The 17,494-nt window shown below is 36.0% G+C and carries 16 protein-coding genes; 7 read left to right on the forward strand and 9 right to left on the reverse strand.

What is annotated here, in order from left to right; all coding sequences use genetic code 11:
- The first annotated feature begins 23 nt into the window (after positions 1-23).
- Both BG05_RS28045 and BG05_RS28050 read left to right on the forward strand, forming a co-directional pair.
- Positions 24-917 (forward strand): ATP-binding protein, encoded by an 894-nt coding sequence (locus BG05_RS28045; RefSeq protein ID WP_000892986.1) that lies wholly within the window; start codon positions 24-26, stop codon positions 915-917.
- Between the two features lie 3 nt (positions 918-920).
- Positions 921-2,804, forward strand: coding sequence for a vWA domain-containing protein (locus BG05_RS28050; RefSeq protein ID WP_002029726.1), 1,884 nt, complete (start codon positions 921-923; stop codon positions 2,802-2,804).
- Between the two features lie 40 nt (positions 2,805-2,844).
- On the opposite strand, the gene BG05_RS28055 is transcribed toward BG05_RS28050, so the two are convergent.
- From BG05_RS28055 to BG05_RS28065, 3 genes are read right to left on the reverse strand one after another with little or no spacing between them, the layout of a single operon-like run.
- Positions 2,845-3,267: an NUDIX hydrolase gene (locus tag BG05_RS28055; RefSeq protein ID WP_002090992.1), complete on the reverse strand. Its 423-nt coding sequence runs from the start codon at positions 3,265-3,267 to the stop codon at positions 2,845-2,847.
- Between the two features lie 60 nt (positions 3,268-3,327).
- Positions 3,328-4,293, reverse strand: a complete 966-nt coding sequence (locus BG05_RS28060; RefSeq protein ID WP_002125175.1) for an L-threonine 3-dehydrogenase — start codon at positions 4,291-4,293, stop codon at positions 3,328-3,330.
- A gap of 44 nt (positions 4,294-4,337) precedes the next feature.
- Entirely contained in the window at positions 4,338-5,528 is a 1,191-nt protein-coding gene (locus BG05_RS28065) for a glycine C-acetyltransferase (RefSeq protein WP_000095918.1), read from the reverse strand.
- 212 nt (positions 5,529-5,740) lie between these two features.
- Between BG05_RS28065 and BG05_RS28070 the strand changes: the two genes are divergently transcribed.
- Positions 5,741-6,472 (forward strand): class I SAM-dependent methyltransferase, encoded by a 732-nt coding sequence (locus tag BG05_RS28070; protein WP_003187341.1) that lies wholly within the window; start codon positions 5,741-5,743, stop codon positions 6,470-6,472.
- 183 nt (positions 6,473-6,655) lie between these two features.
- On the opposite strand, the gene BG05_RS28075 is transcribed toward BG05_RS28070, so the two are convergent.
- From BG05_RS28075 to BG05_RS28085, 3 genes are read right to left on the reverse strand one after another with little or no spacing between them, the layout of a single operon-like run.
- Positions 6,656-7,477: an ABC transporter ATP-binding protein gene (locus BG05_RS28075; protein ID WP_002167083.1), complete on the reverse strand. Its 822-nt coding sequence runs from the start codon at positions 7,475-7,477 to the stop codon at positions 6,656-6,658.
- Positions 7,478-7,489: 12 nt separating this feature from the next.
- Positions 7,490-8,548 (reverse strand): FecCD family ABC transporter permease, encoded by a 1,059-nt coding sequence (locus tag BG05_RS28080; RefSeq protein ID WP_002125167.1) that lies wholly within the window; start codon positions 8,546-8,548, stop codon positions 7,490-7,492.
- Positions 8,545-9,549 carry a FecCD family ABC transporter permease gene (locus BG05_RS28085; RefSeq protein WP_002029732.1) on the reverse strand — a complete coding sequence of 335 codons (1,005 nt, stop codon included), beginning with the start codon at positions 9,547-9,549 and terminating at the stop codon, positions 8,545-8,547. The genes BG05_RS28080 and BG05_RS28085 overlap by 4 nt, the downstream gene beginning before the upstream one ends.
- A gap of 172 nt (positions 9,550-9,721) precedes the next feature.
- On the opposite strand from BG05_RS28085, the gene BG05_RS28090 reads away from it, so the two are divergent.
- Together BG05_RS28090 and BG05_RS28095 are read left to right on the forward strand one after the other, a co-directional pair.
- Positions 9,722-10,690, forward strand: a complete 969-nt coding sequence (locus tag BG05_RS28090; protein WP_002125165.1) for an ABC transporter substrate-binding protein — start codon at positions 9,722-9,724, stop codon at positions 10,688-10,690.
- A 379-nt stretch (positions 10,691-11,069) separates the two neighbouring features.
- Entirely contained in the window at positions 11,070-12,455 is a 1,386-nt protein-coding gene (locus BG05_RS28095) for a peptide MFS transporter (RefSeq protein WP_003187347.1), read from the forward strand.
- Between the two features lie 41 nt (positions 12,456-12,496).
- Here BG05_RS28095 and BG05_RS28100 read toward each other — a convergent pair whose 3' ends face one another.
- Together BG05_RS28100 and BG05_RS28105 are read right to left on the reverse strand one after the other, a co-directional pair.
- Positions 12,497-12,676 (reverse strand): acid-soluble spore protein H, encoded by a 180-nt coding sequence (locus tag BG05_RS28100; RefSeq protein ID WP_002010492.1) that lies wholly within the window; start codon positions 12,674-12,676, stop codon positions 12,497-12,499.
- 207 nt (positions 12,677-12,883) lie between these two features.
- Positions 12,884-13,171 (reverse strand): ArsR/SmtB family transcription factor, encoded by a 288-nt coding sequence (locus BG05_RS28105; RefSeq protein ID WP_001075217.1) that lies wholly within the window; start codon positions 13,169-13,171, stop codon positions 12,884-12,886.
- A 534-nt stretch (positions 13,172-13,705) separates the two neighbouring features.
- Here BG05_RS28105 and BG05_RS28110 point away from each other — a divergent pair.
- Both BG05_RS28110 and BG05_RS28115 read left to right on the forward strand, forming a co-directional pair.
- A complete protein-coding gene (locus BG05_RS28110) occupies positions 13,706-14,095 on the forward strand; it encodes a TlpA disulfide reductase family protein (protein ID WP_206772149.1) in 390 nt (129 codons plus the stop codon).
- A 203-nt stretch (positions 14,096-14,298) separates the two neighbouring features.
- Complete coding sequence (locus BG05_RS28115; RefSeq protein WP_002029741.1) at positions 14,299-15,918, forward strand: lactate permease LctP family transporter; 1,620 nt, start codon at positions 14,299-14,301, stop codon at positions 15,916-15,918.
- A 38-nt stretch (positions 15,919-15,956) separates the two neighbouring features.
- Here BG05_RS28115 and aspA read toward each other — a convergent pair whose 3' ends face one another.
- Entirely contained in the window at positions 15,957-17,390 is a 1,434-nt protein-coding gene (aspA, locus tag BG05_RS28120; protein ID WP_002029742.1) for an aspartate ammonia-lyase, read from the reverse strand.
- Positions 17,391-17,494 lie beyond the last annotated feature (104 nt).

The following is a 17,494-nucleotide window of genomic DNA, read 5'->3' on the forward strand; positions in this document are numbered from 1 at the left end:
AAATAATGTTAGGTGGGAAATACATGTTAGAACAATTTCATATACATTCTGATTTAAAACAGCAGCTTTCTACAATTCATGAAAAGAATAAACAAGAAGCTGGTGAAAATGCACATTTAATTGGCAAGAAAATATATAAAGCATCTGATAATAGCATTATTGAAGATGCCATTACAGCACTTTTACTTGGTAAAAACATTCTATTAAAAGGGCCAACTGGTAGTGGTAAAACAGTACTAGCGGAAACTCTTTCTTCTTTATTCCAAAAACCAATGCATAGCATTAACTGTTCTGTCGACTTAGATGTAGAAGGTATTTTAGGATACAACACATTACAAACAAAAGACGGCGCATCTGAAGTTACGTTCGTTAACGGTCCTCTTATGAAGGCAATGAAAAACGGTCATTTCCTTTATATTGATGAAATCAATATGGCAAAACCTGAAACGTTACCACTTCTTCATGGTGCGTTAGATTACCGTAAAATGATTACAAACCCATTTACACAAGAAGTTGTATACGGTGATGACGAATATCGCGTAATTGCTGCGATTAACGAAGGTTATGTTGGGACAAGTGAACTAAACGAAGCGTTAAAAAACCGTTTCGTTATTATTGAAGTTCCTTACATTCAAGGTGATACATTAAAAGAACTATTACTATCTGAATCAAAATTAAATGATGTTGCAACAATTGAAAAGTTCGTTGCATTCGCAAGCGATCTTATGCCTTTAGCTCGTGATGGGCGCGTAAGTGAAGAAGCAGCTAGTATTCGTGGCATTATCGATGCATGTGATTTAGGTGTATATATTCCTGTTATGCGTGCAATTGAACGTAGTATTATCGCAAAATTAAACGATGAAACAGAACAAATGACTGTCCGTGAATTAGCAGAAAGTTATTTCTTTGAGGGATAATTCATGAGACAAATTTTTAGTGACAAAAAAATTGATGCGTCGCTGTTTCTACAAATGGAAAACTTAATGTATGCTCTTCTAAAAGAAGACGATGCCTATCTTGAGTATGGCTATAAAGCATACTACGACGAAATTGAAAAAAAGGTTGTCATTAGTCACTTTTGGGATGATCGAAAAGAAGAGGATACAGTAATCGGATTAAAAAGCGAAGTGTTCTTAAAGGCACTTGGTAATAAACATTACTCGGACATGACTTTAATTCGTTCTTATGCGATTGAGTTACAAGAATCGCCGCTAAAAAAGTTTTTAACACAATTATTTGTTCTATTAGAAGATTTACGTGTTGAGGAAATCGTCAAAAATTTACGTCCTGGCACAAAACATATTTTTAAACGCCGAAAAGAAATGTATCGCAATTACTTTGGCTCACAAAATGAAATAAATCGTGTTCGTAACTATCACGGTGATCGTCTATTTTGTCTATGCTATCTTTCATTAACGAGTGATAAATATGAAATGTTTAATAATGAATATTTCGAGCAAATTGAATCAATTTTGCATGAAACATTCCAAGCTCGTAATACGGAAGATATTATGTATATTGTTGAGAAAATTCGCTATCGTTTAGAAGGACTTCTTGAAAGTGATATGCTTAATAATTATTTCGGACATGCACCGCTTTATTTATCTGTGATTGCAGATGAGAAAGACAGTCGCGCTGAAAAATTAGCAAATGATGATACGCAGCTCCTAGATGACGATGATAACAAAAACAAAATGGATGAAAGCTTCTCGACATGGCACCGTGAAAATAAAAACAATGAAAACGAGAACTTTTTACGCTTTGATTTAGAAAGCGGAACAAAAACAAATATGATGGGTGATACTGCTCGTGAATCAGAAGATGGTGACCAAGCACTTGGTTCTGTACAAGGTACTTCCCAAAAAAGTACACAATCTAACTTTGATGGTGCTGATACAGAGGAAGCAAGAGCGTCTCATGCTTCTAGCCAAAACGACGGTGCATACGGCAAGTATAATGTGGGAGCTTCTCATACATTTAAAGAAGCTCGCAAATCGAATCCTGATGAGAAAAAAGATTACCAAGCTATCAAATCAGTCGTTAATAAAGATGTAAAAGAATTAAAGAAAATTATCGAAAAAACAATTGAAAACAAAACGAATGCAAACAGTGATAAATATTACGGAAGGCTTCGTAAGAAATTCCTTCGTATTTATACTGAAAAGCAGCCGCGTATGTTTTATAAAAAAGGACAAGAATCACAAGAGCTCGACGTTGCATTCCAACTATTAGTGGACTGCTCTGGTTCTATGTATAACAAAATGGAAGAAACGAAGAAGAGTGTGGTCCTATTCCATGAAGCTTTAAAATCTTTAAAAATCCCGCACGCTATTAGTGGATTTTGGGAAGATGCTTCTAGTGCTAAACCTGAAGATAAACCGAACGTTATCCATGAAGTTGTTACGTATAAAAACTCAACGTTACCAAACGTCGGTCCAGAAATTATGCAACTTCGCGAAGAAGAAGATAACCGCGACGGGTATATTATTCGTATCGTTTCCGAAAAGCTTGCGAAAAGACCAGAAAAACATAAATTCTTACTTGTCTTTACAGACGGTGAACCTTCTGCACTAGACTATCAACAAGACGGAATTTTAGATACGCACGAAGCAGTCAAACTTGCTCGTAAAAGTGGTATGGAAGTAATCGGCATCTTTATCGAAGAAGGCGAAGCGAAAGAAGCGACTTATCAACTAATGAAAAACATTTATAACCATCACTTCTTAGTTGCAAATCATGCTGAAGATTTACGCCTGAAGATTAAACCATTGTTGAAGAAACTATTACTGAAGACGATTGAATAGAAAAACAGGAGCCCCGAGGCTCCTGTTTTTCTTCGTTAACTTACTTTGTTTCTGGTTGAAACTTGTATGGAATGGAAACTTCTAATAATAATTCGAACCCTCCATCGTAGTATGGGAATCGCTCATTCGCGATTTTTCTATCTACCCACTCGATTGCGGAAATTTCTCCTTCATCTTCTGCACGAAGTTCACCTGTTACTACATTTGCTCGGAATGTAAAAAATAATGCATGATGTCCTTTCTCTTCAAAAAACTTCTCATTTAATGCGACAAGTCCACTGAGTGCGGCAGTTAAACCTGTCTCTTCTTTCACTTCTCTTACTAGTGCTTCCTCTAGTATTTCACCTTTTTCAACAGCCCCGCCTGGCAATGACCAAACGTTTTGTTCTATATTATGTACCATTAATATTTTATCTTTTTCGCTATCGTGTATTAATGCATATACAACATCAACTCTTTGCATGTTGCTTTTCTCCCTTCCTAAAATAATTAAGAGCCAATTCCTAAGAATCGGCTCTTCCTATTAATTCATTACTAACTCAGATGCGAGCTTTTTTTTTAACTTAGCCAGCATATCAGTTGTCATTCTGTCTAAATCATATTCTGCTTTAAAGCCCCACTCTTTCATTGCTGCTGTTGCATCAATAGAGTTCGGCCAGCTATCAGCGATTGTTTGACGAGCTGGATCTACTGCGTAATCCATTGTAAAGTTCGGAATGTGTTTACGGATTGATGCTGCAATTTGCTCTGGTTCAAAGCTCATTGCTGTAATGTTAAACGCATTTCTATGAACTAGTTTATTTGGATCAGCTTCCATTAATGAGATGATTGCTTGTAAAGCATCTGGCATATACATCATGTCCATGTATGTTCCTTCTGCAATGTATGAGGTGTATGTACCTTTTTTAATCGCCTCATAATAAATTTCAACTGCATAGTCAGTTGTTCCGCCTCCTGGAGGAGCTACGTAAGAAATTAAGCCTGGGAAACGTACACCGCGCGTATCAACGCCAAACTTTTGATGATAATAATCACATAGTAATTCTCCTGCTACTTTGTTTACCCCATACATCGTAGTAGGACGCTGAATTGTATCTTGTGGTGTATTATCTTTTGGCGTTGATGGACCAAATGCACCGATAGAACTTGGCGTGAAAAACTTACAGTTTAATTCACGTGCTGCTTCTAATGCATTTACAAGTCCGCCCATATTTAAATTCCAAGCAAATAACGGATTTTTTTCTGCAGTTGCTGAAAGTAAAGCCGCTAAATGAATAATTGTATCTACTTCATTACGCTTTGCAATATCATGTAATTTTTGTCCATCCGTTACATCTAACGTTTCAAATGGACCAGACGTTACTACTTCACTGTCTGTTTCACGAATATCTGTTGCAATAACATTTGATGCGCCGTATACATCACGAAGTTTCATTACTAGTTCAGAACCAATTTGCCCTAAAGAACCGGTTACTAGAATTTTTTTCATTTTTCCCACTCCCCATTTGCAAGCTATTCAAAAGATGTCGTTACTTAAATGATACCCATTTCTTTCCCTACTTTTTCATACTTACGAATTGCTTCATCTAGCATTTCTTTCGTATGAGCTGCTGTAGGCATATTACGAACGCGTCCCATTCCTTTTGCTACGGTTGGGAATACGATAGATTTTGCGTAAACGCCTTCTTCATTTAGACGTTTACTAAATTCTTGTGTTAATACTTCATCACCAATAATACAAGGTGTAATTGGTGTTTCACTTTCTCCAATGTTAAAGCCAAGTTCTTTTAACCCTTGTTTTAAATAGCGACCATTTTCCCATAAACGATCGTGTAACTCTGTGCTTTCCATTAGAATTTCAATTGATCTCATACAAGCAGCTGCATCAGCTGGTGTTAAAGCTGTTGAGAATAAGAATGGACGTGAACGCACTTTTAACCAATCGATTAAGTTTTGTTTCCCAGCTACATATCCACCAATTACCCCAATTGCTTTTGATAATGTACCAATTTGAAAATCAACTTTATCAGAAAGGCCGAAATGTTTTACAGTACCTGCACCTTTGCCAAGTACACCTGAACCGTGTGCATCATCTACATATGTCATTAAATCCAGCTCTTCTGCAATTTCAACAATCTCTGGTAATTTTGCAATATCTCCATCCATTGAGAAAACACCGTCTGTAATAACCATTAATTTATTATAAAGACCTGATTCTTTTGCCTCGATTGCTTTTTTGCGTAAATCTTCCATATCAGAATGCTTATAAACGATGATTTTCGCTCTTGATAGACGACTACCATCAATAATAGATGCATGGTTTAATTCATCTGAAAGAATCGCATCATTTTTATCCATAACAGCTGAAATCGCTGCCATATTACAGTTAAATCCTGATTGATAAGCAATTGCTGCTTCTGTATGTTTAAACTTTGCAATTGTTTCTTCTAATTTAATATGCAAATCTAAAGTACCGTTAATTGTACGAACAGCTCCTGCTCCAACACCGTACTTATGAATTGCACCAATTGCTGCTTCTTGTAAGCGATTATCAGTCGCTAATCCAAGGTAGTTGTTTGAAGATAAGTTAATATATTCTTTTCCGCCAATTGTAATAATCGGTCCATTTGGACTTTCAAGCGGATCAATTACGTTATAAAGCCCCTTTGATTTTAAATCCTCTAAATTTTCTTCTAAAAAGTTTGCAAGTGTTTTACTAGACATCGTGAAGCCTCCCATCGTTCATGTAAGCGGATTATTATCTTAATAGTTCTAATAATCCCTCTACTAGCTTAACACGTTTTCAGAATTTATTATAGAAAAATAGTTTAAAGAAACCGCTTACAATTTTAAATTATAAATGATTCATTACAAGAAATCTATCATTTACTTTTCATATTTGATAGAATTAAAAAAATATTTAGGAGGCTTTTAAAATGGCATTTACTGAATCTGATGTATATAATAACGAATCGTTTTTAGAGCAATATATGCAGCGAAGATATCGAGAAAATAGTCCAAACGAATCCCTTGAAAAACCAGCATTCTTTCAGCTCATTGGCAATGTAACAGGAAAACAAATCCTCGATTTAGGTTGTGGTGATGCTAAATTCGGCGAAAAATTATTAGAACATGGATGCCACTCTTACACTGGTATTGAAGACTCCGAGCTTATGTATGAAAAAGCTAAAAAACAACTAGAAAATAAAAATGGCACCGTTCATTTTTTAAACCTCAAAGACTACACATACCCTCCTTCTACTTTTGATTTAGTAACATCTAGACTCGCCTTACATTATATTGAACACCTTGATATCATTTTTCAAAATGTGTTTCAAACTTTAAAAACAAACGGAACCTTCACCTTTAGCGTTCAACATCCCGTTATTACCTCTTCATTTGAAAGCTTGCAAACGAGTGGTAAAAGAACTAGTTGGCTCGTCGATGATTATTTCGAAACAGGAAAACGAGTTGAGCCATGGATTGATCAAGAAGTTATTAAATATCACCGGACTACGGAAGAATATTTTACATTATTACAACAAGCCGGATTTACGATTACAAGCTTAAAAGAAGCTACACCAAATCGAAACTGTTTTCAAGATGAAGAAGAATATGAACGACGTTTACGTATTCCCCTTTTTCTATTATTTTCTTGCCGAAAATAAAGTGAAACTTTAATCAGTGGGGGATGTTCATCCCCCACTGATTATTAGCCCGCACCAATCGGGCTTTTACGGGCAGTTGATCCCCCAACCAGCTTCTTTGCTTTCGCTGGATTTTGAGATGGGGATCTTACTGCCCGTTAATGCGGGGTAAAAAAGACGATGAATCCTCATCGTCTTTTTTCGTTATCTCATCGCCTGAACAGCCTCTTTAAGTACACGTCTTCCTCTTCCATGCGGGATACAGAGCGGTGTCCCAAATAACGGATCAGCGCTTATTTGACACTCCATACGGAATACATCCCGAACTAACTTCTGGTCAATAACTTCTTCTGGTTTACCTTGCGCATATATTTGTTTATCTTGAATAGCTACAATGTTGTCTGCATAACGACATGCCAAATTTAAATCGTGCAATACCATAACAATCGTTCTTTGCTCTGTTTCATTTAATTCGAATAATAAATCTAACACTTCAATTTGGTGCGTCATATCTAAATATGTAGTCGGCTCATCAAGCAAAATAATATCTGTATCTTGTGCAAGGGTCATTGCAATCCAAGCACGTTGACGTTGTCCACCTGAAAGGGCATGAACATCACGCTCAGCAAATTCTGTCATACCCGTTGCAGCAAGCGCTTTTTGTACCATTTCCTCATCTTTTTCGGACCATTGCTTCAGCCATGTTTGATATGGATAACGTCCTTGCTTTACAAGTTGTAATACCGTAAGTCCTTCCGGTGCTTGTGGCCCTTGCGGTAAAATCGCCATTTGACGAGCGATTTGCTTCGTTTGCATACTTTGAATTGCTTGATTATCTAACAAAATGTCACCGGTTGTTGGCTTTAATAATCTAGCTAGTGAACGTAATAAAGTTGATTTCCCACAACCGTTAGAACCGATGAAGATTGTAATTTCCCCTTTTGGAATTTCTAAATTCAGCTCATCAATAATAATCGTTTCACCATACGACAGCGTCAAGCGTTTCGTCTCCAATGCTTTTTGCATATTCATCTCCCTTTATGAATTCCGACTTTTATAAAGTAAATAAATAAAATAAGGTGCACCAATTGCTGATGTAAATACCCCTGCTGGAATTTCAAGTGGTGTGAAAACTGTACGCCCAATTAAATCTGCAGCGAGTACTAGAATTGCACCGATAATCGCCGCAACTGGGAGCAATGCACCGTAGAAAGAACCAACTAATCTTCGCGAAATATGAGGTGCCATTAAACCAACAAATCCAATTCCTCCTGCAAAGGCAACTGCCCCGCCAATTAAAGCTGTACTAAGTAACAACATAAATACACGCGACTTCGTTAAAGGAACACCAAGTCCCACTGCTATATCATCCCCTAGCTCTTGTGCATTTAAATGTCTCGCAGCGATAAATGATATTGTCGTTAAAATGAGAACCCACGGCGCAAGTACCATAACATTTTGCCACGAAGAGCCATAAACAGTACCTGTGATCCATACATTCGCTTGACTTGCTTGATAAATTGGTGCTAACAACATAAATAAAGTTGTTGCTGCTTTCGTTAATGCCCAAAATCCAACACCAATTAAAACAAGACTAATCGGTGATAATCCATCATTTTTCCAGGCAAATAAATATACAAAAAACGCTACAATTGTTGCCCCAGCAAAAGCTGCTAGCGGCATATAATGAATGCTTACTGTTAACGCATTGTTTTTATCACTAAATATAGCTAAAAAGAGTACAACTGCAACACTTGCCCCGCCCGTAATTCCGATGATATCAGGAGAAGCAAGTGGGTTTCGAACGAGCCCTTGTAAAATACAGCCCGCTACCGCAAGCGCAATTCCTACGAGGATAGCAATTAAAATACGCGGCATACGAAATTTATTTACAACCATATTTGACATCGCATCACCATTTCCGGTAATCGCTTGCCATACATCATAAGGAGCAATTTTCATATCCCCCATACCTGCACTCGCAAAAAATAATCCTATTAAAACAACTAGTAAACTCAATAAGACGAGACAAGCTCGTTTATACATTAAAAACGAGAGCTCGCCTTTTCCAATACGAAACGGAATATACTTCTTCATTTGCTAAGCCCTCTCTTACGTGCAATATAAATAAAGAATGGGGCCCCGATAAATGCTGTCATAACCCCTACTGGTACTTCTTGTGGCATAATGACATATCTTGCTGCTATATCAGCCAAGATTAATAGTATTGCACCTAACAATCCGCTATAGGGTACTCTCCATCTGTGATCTACCCCAACAAGAGCTCTTGCGAAATGAGGAGTAACGATGCCAATAAATCCAATTGGACCAGCAACCGCAACTGAACCACCAGACAACAGTACAATAATAAGTAACACGAATGATTTCATTAAAATCGTTCGTTGTCCGAGCCCCTTTGCAACATCTTCCCCCATCATTAATGTATTTACTTTCCCTGCCATCATAAAAGATGCAATCCAGCCTATTAATAAATACGGGAATACTGATTGTAAAATCTCTAACTTTCTTCCTTGCACAGATCCGGCAAGCCAAAATAACACTTCTTCAAATGCTTTTTCATTTAATACAAGTAACCCTTGTGTTAATGATGAAAATAAAGCGCTTATCGCTACACCTGCTAATGTTAACTTAAGAGGCGTTGTCCCTTCTTTTCCTAAAGAACTAGAGGCAAATACAAGTACTGCTGCAACTGCCGCTCCTAAAAAGGCAATCCATGTGAAAGCTGATAATGATGTCACGGAAAAGAGTACAATTGCTACAACTATAAAGAACGCAGCGCCTGAATTTAATCCAATAAAATCTGGAGAAGCAAGCGGATTCTTTGTTAAAGTTTGCATTAAACAACCTGCAATGGCTAAACTAGCACCAACACTTGCTGCAATTAACGCCCTTGGTAGACGCACATTTTGAATAATAATATGCTCATTTGAACCATTAAAATGGAAAAAAGCATCTAAAGCTAATTTCCAGCTCGTATTTGTATATCCGAAAATAATGCTTCCCCAAATACAAATAACGACTGCAATGATTCCAACAAGTAATCCAATCCATTTTGCTTGATTTGTTTTTAATAACATGCAGCGTTTCCCCTTCAATGTATAATGATACGTTGTAAGTGTATTTCAACTTAATTCTCATTGTCAACGATAATGAGAATTATTTTCAGTAATATATATTGACAATCCAAAGATAAAGGCTTAATATCATGCTTGCTATTGAAAAATATTCTCAACATGCAGGGGGTACATAATGAATTTCATGCAAAAGAAATCGTTTACAGTATTTGTATTTTTACTAGCTTTTTCACTTCTTTTAAGTGCTTGTGGAAAATCAAATAACAAAGAAGAATCAACAAAAGAAGATAATAAAAAAGAAATGATTACGGTTGAGCACGCAATGGGTAAAACAGAAGTTCCTGCCAATCCAAAGCGTGTAGTTATTTTAACTAATGAAGGAACTGAAGCTTTACTCGAATTAGGTGTAAAACCAGTTGGGGCTGTAAAGTCTTGGACGGGTGACCCATGGTATCCGCATATTAAGGATAAAATGAAAGATGTAAAAGTTGTTGGCGACGAAGGACAAGTTAACGTTGAAACTATCGCTTCTTTAAAACCAGACTTAATTATCGGTAACAAAATGCGCCACGAAAAAGTGTATGAGCAATTAAAAGCTATTGCACCTACTGTTTTCTCGGAAACATTACGTGGTGAATGGAAAGATAACTTCAAATTTTATGCAAAAGCTTTAAATAAGGAAAAAGAAGGTCAAAAAGTTTTAGCTGATTACGGAAAACGTATGGAAGATTTAAAAGGCAAACTTGGTGATACAGTAAATCAAGAAATTTCTATGGTACGCTTTATGCCTGGTGATGTTCGTATTTATCATGGCGATACATTCTCTGGTGTTATTTTAAAAGAACTTGGATTTAAACGTCCTGGAGATCAAAACAAAGATGATTTCGCAGAACGTAACGTATCTAAAGAGCGTATTTCGGCAATGGATGGCGATGTATTATTCTACTTCACATTCGATAAAGGCAATGAGAAAAAAGGTTCTGAACTAGAAAAAGAATATATAAACGACCCTCTCTTTAAAAACTTAAATGCAGTAAAGAACGGAAAAGCATACAAAGTTGACGACGTTATTTGGAATACAGCTGGCGGTGTAATGGCTGCTAACTTACTACTAGACGACATTGAAAAACGCTTTGTTAAATAATTTCATTGTAACCAGCTCCCTCTTTTATGGAGCTGGTTTTTTCATTTCACTGAAGTGTCACATTATTTCATTTTGTATTTTTATTCCCGATATGTTATATTATAAAAGTAAATATAGTATATTTTCTCTATATCAGAATAAACATTTTAATCTAAATTTTCTGATTTATCACTATTTTACTTTATTTTAGAATTCAATTACTACATTTGAAAACGCTTATTATCTTGTTTTCAGGGAAAAATATAATAACGGTTGAAGAAAAATAGATTTTTTCATAAATTTTCTTGCTATTTCCATATAATTCTATTGACTTCTAAATATTTTGTGAATTAAAATAATTACATAAATATCCGTTATACAGGATTAGGGGGAAACAAAAATGGATACAGCTTTAAAATTAGACAAAGCTGGAGAACAACAATCACCAAAAAAACATCCACCAGGATTATATTTGTTGTTCTTAACAGAAATGTGGGAAAGATTTAGTTATTATGGAATGCGCGGCCTTTTAGTTCTTTATTTAACAACTGCTGCTGTTAGTGGCGGGTTAGGATTTGATAAGGCAGTCGCAGTGCAATTATATGGTACTTTTACAGCGGCAGTATATTTCATGCCAATTATAGGCGGATGGCTAACGGATCATTATATTACAAGACGTCATGCCATTACTCTCGGCGGAATTATTATGGCAATCGGCAACTTTGTACTATTCTCAATGAATACAAAAACAGGACTATTCCTTGGATTAATACTATTAGTTATTGGTAATGGATTCTTCAAACCAAATATTTCTACACTGTTAGGTGAATTGTATGGTGAAAATGATTCACGTCGTGACAGTGCATTTACTATCTTCTATATGGGTATTAACGTAGGTGCTTTCTTCGCTCCACTTATTTGTGGATTTTTAGCAGAAGATTTCTTTAAAACAAGCGCTAATGGCGTTATTGTTATGGGATATAAATACGGATTCTTAGCAGCTTGTATCGGTATGATTATTGGACAAATTGTTTTCAACTTATTAGCTCCTCGTTACCTTGGTAAAGCAGGAACAACAGTTGTCGGTAAAAGATCAAAAAATCAGCCTGTAGTCGAAAAGAAACCTTTAACAAAACAAGAGAAAAATCGTACTTGGGCAATTGTAATTTTAACTTGTTTCGTAGTATTCTTCTGGGCAGGATTTGAACAAGCTGGTAGTTCTCTAACACTTTATACAAATAAATTTGTTGATCGTACAATTTTCGGTTGGGAAGTGCCAACATCTTGGTTCCAATCCGTTAACCCAGCATTCATCGTACTACTTGCACCATTTGTATCTATGCTATGGTTAAAACTTTCTAAAACAAAACGCGGTGATTTAAAAGTGCCAACAAAAATGGCATTTGGTATGATTTTACTAGGTATAGGTTATCTTGTTTTAACATTAGCAGTTCTAAAAACTGGAAGTAGTGAAGCAGATATAACTGTAAAAGCAAATTTATTATTCATCGTTATCACTTATCTCTTCCATACAATTGGTGAGCTATTCTTATCACCAATCGGTCTATCAATGGTAAGTGCAATCGCTCCTGTAAAATTAGCATCATTACTAATGGGGGTATGGTTAGCTGGTACGGGTATGGCTAACTGGTTAGCAGGTAAACTTGCTTCCTTTACACAATCATTAGGATACCTTGAAGTATTTGCAAGTATCGGTATTATCGTTATCATCTTAGGCTTTGTACTTCTTCTCTTCTCTAAAAAAGTTGCAAGTATGATGGAATAACACACAAAAAGACGCTTCTAAAATTAGAAGCGTCTTTTCTATTACATCTCTTCTAAAGCCGTGACATCCACGTGAACGCTCTCTCCTGGGTTGGATACGTCATACACTTGAGCACTACCCTTCTGCTCATCACAGCTCTCAATCCATACGGGGACTCCCTCGTATGTAACATCAATTCTACTTGAAGAAGATAATATCTGTTTCACACGTTTTACATCCATTATATTATTCCTCCTTTGGCTTACAACACTCCTTTCTATCTTTTCATATCCCTTCAGAATATATTCCGTCAATTTAGCACTTCAACCGATAGTTTGTTTCTTTCTAACGCGCTAATATATACGCTCTCAAATCTTCCTATTATTAGATCCTTTCCAAATAAAAAAAGACGTATATTTCACACGTCTTCTTTCCATAATATTCAAAAATTAAGAAAATAATGTTTTTACTACTTCACTTACTTTATCGTTATGAATTTGATAGTACACCTCTAACCCGCGTCTCTCAAAGCGTACTACTTTATTTTGTTTTAATTTCGTTAAATGCTGCGAAACAGTTGATTGCGGAATTTCTAATACCTCTTGTAATTGTGTTACATTACATGTTCCACGCTGCATCAGTTCCATTACTAAACGTAGACGAAGTGGATGAGCTAATGCTCTTAACATCTGTACGTCTTCTTCTGAAATACGACAGTCAAATTGGTTTTGGTTCATAAAATTCCCCTCATTTTCATTTTTTATTTTCTCTTTATTTATTTATATATCTGTTCTTATATTTCCTGTTACGACATAACTTTATCAACCTATAATGCTGAGAAAATTTTCCGACTTTTATCAGCACACAGTTCAAGAAAAAATCCCACCTGATTTTGAATATTATACTATATGATACAATAAAAAAGCAAAACAAAGGGCTAGCAATACTTTGCTTACAAACGTTGTTTTATCAGGCTTTTTGTTATATTTTCACCTTACTGAAATGTACAGTAATGATATTGTAAAATATCGTCCATAATTGATAACCTATCGTAAAGTAATTTGACCATATTTAACCACTTTGTTACGATAAAAAGGAAATTTAAGTAAGGAGGATGATGTAATATTAAAAAATGGTTTATTTTTGCGTTAATTAGCATTGCGGTTGGCTGGACCATTATCAATCACTTCCTATACAAAAAAGAAGATATAGCTTCAAAATCAAACATCCCCATTGGAACTGAAGTTGGCAATGCTGCCCTCGATTTCCTTCTGGAAACAACCACTGGTCAAGAAGTTCGTCTTACAGACTATAAAGGAAAAAAAGTAATATTGAATTTTTGGGCAAGCTGGTGTGGTCCATGCAAAATAGAAATGCCTGATATGGAAAAGTTTTATCACGATACTAAAGATATGGGGATTGAAATTGTTGCTGTAAATGCGACAGCTACTGAAAAAGACCCGAATAATGTAAAACAATTTCTTGAAGAAAACAAATATACCTTCCCCGTCCTATTAGATCAGAAAGGCCAGGCAAGTGCCACATATCAAATCATCAGCATTCCAACATCTTTTGTCATCGATACAAACGGTGTCATTCAATATAAGCATGTAGGACCAATGACATATGAAAAAATGAAAGAATATGTAAATAATTTATAGAAGCGTAATCAAATTAATTTGATTACGCTTTTTGTCTACTTTATGAACAAAATGTTACTTTTAATACTATTATGGAATAATTATACTTTTTCACGTTGACAATAGTGTTGAAGGAGAATATACTAAGCATGTAAGTTGATTGTGAATAGTTTCACAAATAATGTGAATTTCTTCACATATAATAGATAGGAGTTGTCATTATTATGAGTACTTGGACACAAATTTATGACCCATTAAACAATATTTGGTTATCTGCACTAATCGCAGCACTCCCAATTTTTTGCTTCATTATTTGTTTAGTGGGATTCAAAATGAAAGGTTACATGGCTGGGCTTTATAGTGTGATCGTCGCTATTATTCTTGCTATATTTGTTTATAAAATGCCCGCAACTGTAGCTGTAGCATCTGCCGGATTCGGTGTTTTATCTGGATTTTATCCAATTTGTACTATCGTTATCGCAGCTATCTTCCTTTACAAATTAACTGTTAAAACAGAACAATTCAATGTCATTCGTGATAGCATTTCAAGTATTACAAATGATCAGCGTTTACAAGTATTATTAATCGCTTATTCTTTCGGTGCTTTCTTAGAAGGCGCAGCTGGTTTCGGTGTTCCAGTTGCTATTACAGCTGCATTACTTGTAGGTATGGGCTTTAATCCATTAAAAGCAGCAGGTATTTGCTTAGTAGCTAATATCGCTGGTGGTGCTATGGGTGCTATGGGTATTCCAGTTACAGTACCTGCACAATTAACTGGGCTAGATGCATTAACTGTCGGTCGTCAAGCTGTTTACATTTTGCCATTCATTAGCATTGTTTTACCGTTCTTACTTGTTTCAATGGTAGATGGATTTAAAGGCATTAAAGAAACTTGGCAAGGTATTCTTGTAAGTGGTGTTTCTTTCGCAATTACTCAGTTCCTTGTGACTTACTTCTTAGGCGCTGAACTTACTAATATTTTCGCAGCAGTCGTAAGTATGGTCGCTCTTACATTATTCTTACGTGTTTGGCAACCAAAATCTTCTGCTAAAGAAGAAAAACAAGAAGAAAAAGAATCTCATACATTCAATCAAATTTTATATGCTTGGTCCCCATTCGTATTCTTAACTGCATTTGTAACAATCTTTAATTTAAAACCAATTAAAGCTTTATTTGCTCCGGATGGTCCATTGGCAAACTTAGTATTTAACATTCAATTCCCTGGTCTTCATAATGCGGTTATGAAAACTGCACCAATTACAAAGGCTGATACACCTTTCGCAGCGATTTTCAAACTAGATGTATTCTCTTCTACAACTACTGCGATTGTATTAGCAATCATCGTTTCACTTATCGTCTACCGTGTAAACGGCAAAATGATTAAAGAATTAATGATCGAAACAATAAAAGAACTAAAAGTTCCAGTATATACAATTTGTAGCGTTATCGCTTTAGCTTACGTAGAAAACTACTCTGGTATGTCATCTACACTTGGACTTGCATTCTCTTCTACTGGTAATGCATTCCCAGTTCTTTCTCCAATCTTAGGATGGATTGGCGTATTCATTACAGGTTCAGTCGTATCAAGTGGTTCATTATTCGCACCACTTCAAGCAGTAACTGCCGATCAGTTAAACATCGTACCATCTACTCTCGTTTCATTAAACGTAGTTGGTGGTACAATCGCAAAAATGGTTTCACCACAATCTGTAGCAGTTGCTTGTGCAGCAGTTGGACTAGTTGGTCAAGAATCTGCTCTATTTAAAATAGTAATGAAATATAGTTTAATCTTCTTAGCTATTATTAGCTTACTTCAACTTAACTCTGTATTTAATATCTTCTAAAAAAAAGCACCGATCCAAATGGATCGGTGCTTTTTACATTACATTTTTTTAGTCTTTAATAAAGAAGCACCAGCAATTTCAGGATGCGTCATTTCGTATGGATCCAAAATAATATCAAGCTCTTCTGCTGTAAGTACACCATGTTCTAAACATAGCTCCCTAACAGATTTTCCTGTCGCAATTGCTTCACGTGCAATGCGAGAAGCTGCTTCATAACCAATATGAGGATTCACTGCTGTAATAACTCCAACACTTTTTTCAACATATTGCTTAAGCAACTCTTCATTCGCTGTAATTCCCTTTATACAGTATTCACGGAATACACGGAAACCGTTATTCATAATACTGATGGATTGAATTAAATTAAATACTAATACCGGCTCCATTACATTTAACTCTAATTGTCCAGCTTCTGACGCTAAGCAAATTGTATGGTCATTTCCAATTACTTGGAAAGCAACTTGGTTAATTACTTCTGCCATAACTGGATTTACTTTCCCCGGCATAATAGATGAACCTGGTTGACGAGCTGGTAATTGAATTTCCGCCAACCCAACACGTGGACCAGACGCCATAATACGAAGGTCATTTGCAATTTTAGACATATTCATCATACATACTTTTAGTGCTGCAGATACTTCTGTATATGCATCTGTGTTTTGCGTCGCATCAACTAAGTGCTCTGCACCAACAAGAGGGAAACCACTAAAAGTTCGTAAATGCTTCACAACTTGTTCTATATAAGTAGGGTTTGCATTTAATCCCGTACCGACAGCTGTCGCACCCATATTAACTTCGTATAAATGTTGACGAGACTGTTTAATTCTTTTTATATCACGCTCTAGCACTCTGCTATATGCTTCAAATTCTTGTCCAAGGCGAATTGGAACTGCATCTTGCAAATGCGTACGCCCCATTTTAATAACGTGATCGAACTCTTTTGCTTTATCATGAAAAGCAGAGTGAAGTTCTTCCATTGTAACAAGAAGTTCTTCCAGCATCATAAGAGTTGCTATATGAATCCCAGTTGGAAACGCATCATTTGTTGATTGGGCCATGTTCACATGAGTGTTTGGGCTAATTTTCGCATATTCACCTTTTTCGTATCCCATACGTTCTAGCGCTCTATTAGCAATTACTTCATTAGTATTCATATTAATTGAAGTACCTGCTCCGCCTTGAATCGGGTCTACGATAAATTGATCATGGAACTTTCCATCAACAATCTCTTGTGCCGCTTCTGCAATTTCTTGTCCGATATCTTTAGCTAAGTAACCTGTATCTATATTCGCAAGCGCTGCCGCTTTTTTTACAATTGCCATTGCCGTAATGAGTGACGGATGAATGCGGTATCCTGTAATAGGAAAGTTTTCTACGGCACGTAATGTTTGTACACCATAATAAGCTACACTCGGTACTTCCTTTTCACCTAAAAAATCTTTTTCTATACGTATATCCTTCGTTGCTATCATTTTTCATCACCTATACTTTTCATTCTAAATCCTTATCTAAAGAATTCGCCCTATAAAATACGAGTATCATTAAATGAATTCTTCAGTATCCACTTTCACTATAT

It is taken from the genome of Bacillus mycoides (genome assembly GCF_000832605.1).
GTDB classification, from domain to species: Bacteria; Bacillota; Bacilli; order Bacillales; family Bacillaceae_G; genus Bacillus_A; species Bacillus_A mycoides.

Bases quoted from the DNA above. Each gene is read 5' to 3' on its own strand.
- aspA (WP_002029742.1), bottom strand. From the start codon at position 17,390: ATGATAGCAACGAAGGATATACGTATAGAAAAAGATTTTTTAGGTGAA.
- BG05_RS28100 (WP_002010492.1), bottom strand. From the start codon at position 12,676: ATGGATGTAAAACGTGTGAAACAGATATTATCTTCTTCAAGTAGAATT.
- BG05_RS28055 (WP_002090992.1), bottom strand. From the start codon at position 3,267: ATGCAAAGAGTTGATGTTGTATATGCATTAATACACGATAGCGAAAAA.
- BG05_RS28105 (WP_001075217.1), bottom strand. From the start codon at position 13,171: ATGAACCAAAACCAATTTGACTGTCGTATTTCAGAAGAAGACGTACAG.
- BG05_RS28045 (WP_000892986.1), top strand. From the start codon at position 24: ATGTTAGAACAATTTCATATACATTCTGATTTAAAACAGCAGCTTTCT.
- BG05_RS28095 (WP_003187347.1), top strand. From the start codon at position 11,070: ATGGATACAGCTTTAAAATTAGACAAAGCTGGAGAACAACAATCACCA.
- BG05_RS28115 (WP_002029741.1), top strand. From the start codon at position 14,299: ATGAGTACTTGGACACAAATTTATGACCCATTAAACAATATTTGGTTA.
- BG05_RS28085 (WP_002029732.1), bottom strand. From the start codon at position 9,549: ATGTTATTAAAAACAAATCAAGCAAAATGGATTGGATTACTTGTTGGA.
- BG05_RS28075 (WP_002167083.1), bottom strand. From the start codon at position 7,477: ATGCAAAAAGCATTGGAGACGAAACGCTTGACGCTGTCGTATGGTGAA.
- BG05_RS28060 (WP_002125175.1), bottom strand. From the start codon at position 4,293: ATGAAAAAAATTCTAGTAACCGGTTCTTTAGGGCAAATTGGTTCTGAA.
- BG05_RS28080 (WP_002125167.1), bottom strand. From the start codon at position 8,548: ATGAAGAAGTATATTCCGTTTCGTATTGGAAAAGGCGAGCTCTCGTTT.
- BG05_RS28070 (WP_003187341.1), top strand. From the start codon at position 5,741: ATGGCATTTACTGAATCTGATGTATATAATAACGAATCGTTTTTAGAG.
- BG05_RS28050 (WP_002029726.1), top strand. From the start codon at position 921: ATGAGACAAATTTTTAGTGACAAAAAAATTGATGCGTCGCTGTTTCTA.
- BG05_RS28065 (WP_000095918.1), bottom strand. From the start codon at position 5,528: ATGTCTAGTAAAACACTTGCAAACTTTTTAGAAGAAAATTTAGAGGAT.
- BG05_RS28090 (WP_002125165.1), top strand. From the start codon at position 9,722: ATGAATTTCATGCAAAAGAAATCGTTTACAGTATTTGTATTTTTACTA.